Origin of the sequence: Streptomyces sp. NPDC006296 (genome assembly GCF_040613235.1) — a bacterium.
Taxonomy (GTDB): Bacteria; Actinomycetota; Actinomycetes; order Streptomycetales; family Streptomycetaceae; genus Streptomyces.
Map to the genome: position 1 here is coordinate 1 of NZ_JBEXRT010000088.1, position 3,921 is coordinate 3,921.

At 72.9% G+C, this 3,921-nt stretch carries 1 protein-coding gene; it reads right to left on the minus strand.

Annotated elements, in window-relative coordinates; genetic code table 11:
- Positions 1-3,912, minus strand: a 3,912-nt coding sequence (locus ABZ172_RS30005) for an SDR family NAD(P)-dependent oxidoreductase (protein ID WP_356888501.1), incomplete at its 3' end; no start/stop codon positions are given.
- Positions 3,913-3,921 lie beyond the last annotated feature (9 nt).

Here is a 3,921-nt window from a genome sequence, read left to right on the forward strand (position 1 = left end):
AGCCCGAAAAACCGAAGACGACCCATACAACCCACGCGCCATCGCACCCCACTGCGACCCCTGACCCGGAAACACCAGAACCGACCCACCACCCAACGCGGTGCCCGTCACCACGTTCTCGGCGGGCACACCGTCCGCGAGAGCACGGAGGCCCGTCAGCAACTGCTCGCGGGTGGCCCCGATCACCGCCCCACGGTGTTCGAAGGCGGTACGTCCGCTCAGCGTGGCGGCCACGTCCACCACCGCCAGCCCCGGATCGACGGCAGCCGCCGCCACCCGGCCCGCATACGCCCGCAACGCCTCCCCGGTCCGCGCCGACACCACCCACCCCACCGGCTCCGGCCCCGCCCCCTCCACCGGCGAACCGGCCGGCTCCGGATCCGGGGACGGCCGCTCCGAGGCCCCGGGCATCTGCACCGGCTCCGCCGGCTGCGCGATCTCCGCCGGTTCCGGCGCCTGTTCCAGGATCACGTGCGCGTTCGTCCCGCTGATCCCGAACGACGACACCCCCGCACGACGCGGACGCCCCGTCGAAGGCCACTCCCGAAGCCCCGTCAACAGACGGACACCCCCCGACTCCCAGTCCACATGGGACGACGGCTCATCGACGTGCAGAGTCGGAGGCACCTCACGACGCCTCAGCGCCTCCACCATCTTGATCACACCGCCGGCGCCGGCCGCCGCCATGGTGTGACCGATGTTCGACTTCAACGAACCCAGCCACAACGGCTCCTCCGCGGAATGCTCCTGCCCGTACGTCGCCAGCAGCGCCTGCGCCTCGATCGGGTCCCCCAGCCGGGTCCCCGTGCCGTGCCCCTCGACCACGTCGACGTCCGCGCAGGTGAGTCCGGCGTCGGCCAGCGCCCGGCGGATCACACGCTGCTGCGAAGGACCGTTCGGCGCGGTCAACCCGTTCGACGCACCGTCCTGATTGACCGCCGACCCCCTCAGCACCGCCAGCACTTGATGCCCCCGGGCCCGCGCGTCGGACAGCCGCTCCAGCACCACCAACCCGGCACCCTCACCCCAACCGGTCCCGTCGGCGGCCGACGCATAGGCCTTGCAGCGGCCGTCCGTGGACAGCCCCCGCTGCCGGGAGAACTCGACCAGCACCCCGGGCGACGACATCACGCTCACACCGCCGGCGACCGCCAGAGCACACTCACCCCTGCGCACCGCCTGAGCCGCCTGGTGCAACGCCACCAACGACGACGAACACGCCGTGTCCACCGTCACCGCCGGCCCCTCCAACCCCAGGAAATACGCCAGCCGACCCGAGGTCACACTCCCACTCGTCCCGGTGAGCAGCAGCCCGTCCGCTTCTGCGGAGCCCTCGTGCATCGGCGGCCCGTACTCCTGGGACATGGCGCCGACGAACACACCCGTGTCGCTGCCGCGCAGCGAACCGGGCTCGATCCCGGCGTCCTCCAACGTCTCCCACGCCGTCTCCAGCAGCAACCGCTGCTGCGGATGCATCGCCAACGCCTCGCGCGGCGAGATCCCGAAGAACGCGGCGTCGAACTCCCCCGCGTCGTCGAGGAAGTAGCCCTGGTCGACGTAGGTCCTGCCCGTCCGCTCCGGGTCGGTGTCGACGAGGTTGTCCAGGTCCCAGCCGCGGTCACGGGGCAGCCCGCCGACGGCGTCCCGCCCCGACCGCACGAGGTCCCACAGGCCTCCCGGCGAGCTGACACCACCGGGATACCGGCAGCCCATCCCGACGATGACGATCGGGTCGTCGTCCCCTGAAGCAGCCGTGGCCGCAGCCGTGGACGCGGCGGTGCGACTCTCCCCGCCCAGCAGCTCCTCGCGCAGGAGGGCGGACAGGGCGGACGGCGTCGGGTGGTCGAACACCACGGTGGCCGGCAGCCGGAGTCCGGTGGCGTCGTTGAGCCGCTTGCGGAGTTCCACCGCGGACAGCGAGTCGAGGCCGAGTTCCCTGAAGGCGACGGCCGGCTGTACGGCGTCGGCACCGGCGTGCCCGAGCACGGTGGCGGTGTGGGAACGCACCAGGTCGAGCAGTTCGCGGTCGACGTCGTCGGCGGGACGGCCTGCCAGCCGGTCGGCGAACGTCGTACCGGTCGCCGTGACCGCCGCCGCCGTGCGCCGGGTCCGGACCAGCCCGCGGAGCACCTCCGGCAGGCTCGCCCCGGTCGCCTGTGTGCGGAGCCGGTCGAGGTCGAGTGCGGCCGGCGTCGCGGTGGGTCCGCCCGCGGCGATCGCCGCGTCGAACAGGGCGACGCCGTCGTCCGTCGGCAGTGGTCTCAGTCCGATGCGGGCCATCCGGGCGATGTCCGCGTCGTCGAGGTCACCGGTCAGTTCGCTGCGCTCCTCCCAGAGGCCCCACGCCAGGGAGATCGCCGGCAGTCCGGCCGCATGGCGGTGCTGAGCGAGGGCGTCGAGGAACACGTTCGCCGCGGCGTAGTTGCCCTGACCGGCGTTGCCGATCGTGCCCATGACCGAGGAGAACAGCACGAACGCGGACAGACCGAGATCGCAGGTCAGCTCGTGGAGGTTCCAGGCCGCGTCCAGTTTCGGTGTCAGCACGGCGTCGAGCCCGTCCGGCGTCATCCCGGAGACCAGCCCGTCGGCCAGGGTCCCGGCGGCGTGCACCACGCCGGCGAGCGGACGGTCCGCCGGTATTCCCGCGAGCAGGGCGGACAGCGCGGCAGGGTCGGCGACATCACAGGCGGCGACCGTCACCTCGGCGTCCAGACCGGTCAGTTCGGAGATCAGGTCAGAGGCTCCGGGGGCGTCCGGTCCGCGCCGGGAGACCAGCAACAGGTTCCGCACCCCGTGGTGGGTGACCAGGTGCCGGGCGAACAGCCGGCCGAGGGTGCCGGTGCCGCCGGTGATCAGCACGGTTCCCTCGGTGTCCCACCAGGACAGCGGTTCCGCCTCGTCCGGGCCCGCGGACTCCACCTGCGGCGGGGCATCCCCCTGCTCCGACGGACGGCCCGGGGAACTCGCCCTGGCCAGTCTCGGCACCAGGATCCGTCCGCCGCGCAGCGCGAACTGCGCGCGGTCTCCGGCCAGCGCCGCGGGCAGCGCGGCGAGCGAGCGTGTGTCCTCGTCCACGTCGACGAGGACCAGCCGCCCGGGATTCTCGTTCTGGGCGGAGCGGAGCAGGCCCCAGAGGGGCGCGGTGGAGAGGTCCGGTGCGGGGTCGCGGTGTCCGGCCGTCACCGCACGGCGGGTCACCACGACCAGTCGTGCGTCCGCGAACCGGTCGTCGGTCACCCACGCCCGGATCAGATCGAGCGCGCGGTGCAGCGTCGCGCGTGCGGCTGCCGGGATGTCCGGCGCCTCGTCACCGCCGAGGCACACGAGCACGTCGTTCGGGCCGCCGGGTAGGCCGGACAGCTCGGTGTGCTCCCGCTGGTCGATGTGGTCTTCCGTTGCCGGGCGCAGCCCGAACAGATCGGGGCCGAGCTGCGAGAGCGCGCGCGGCGCCGCACCGTCCGCCGACAGCGCGGGCACCCATTCCAGGCGCAGCAGGGAGTCCCGGGCGACGGCCGGGGAGCCGAGGGCGGTGAGATCGGCCGGAAGCATGGCCAGCGACAGCACCTCGGCCACCGGCGTACCGGCGCCGTCCGCCGCGCGCAGGCGTATCGCGTTGTCCCCCGCGGTCGTCACCGCCACCCGCAGCGCGGAGGCGCCGGATGCGTGCAGCGTCACGTCTTCCCAGGCGTACGGCAGGCGGATCCGGCCGTCGTCGGGGAGAATCCTGCTCATCAGTGCGGCGTGGAGTGCGGCGTCGAGCAGGGCGGGATGGAGGGTGTACCGGTCCGGGTCGGTGGGGAGCACGACCTCCGCATACACCTGGTCGTGGTGACGCCACATCTGCCGCAGCCCCTGGAAAACCGGCCCGTACCGGTACCCCTGAGCCGCAAGCGCCTCGTAGGAGAAGTCCACAGGCTCCGC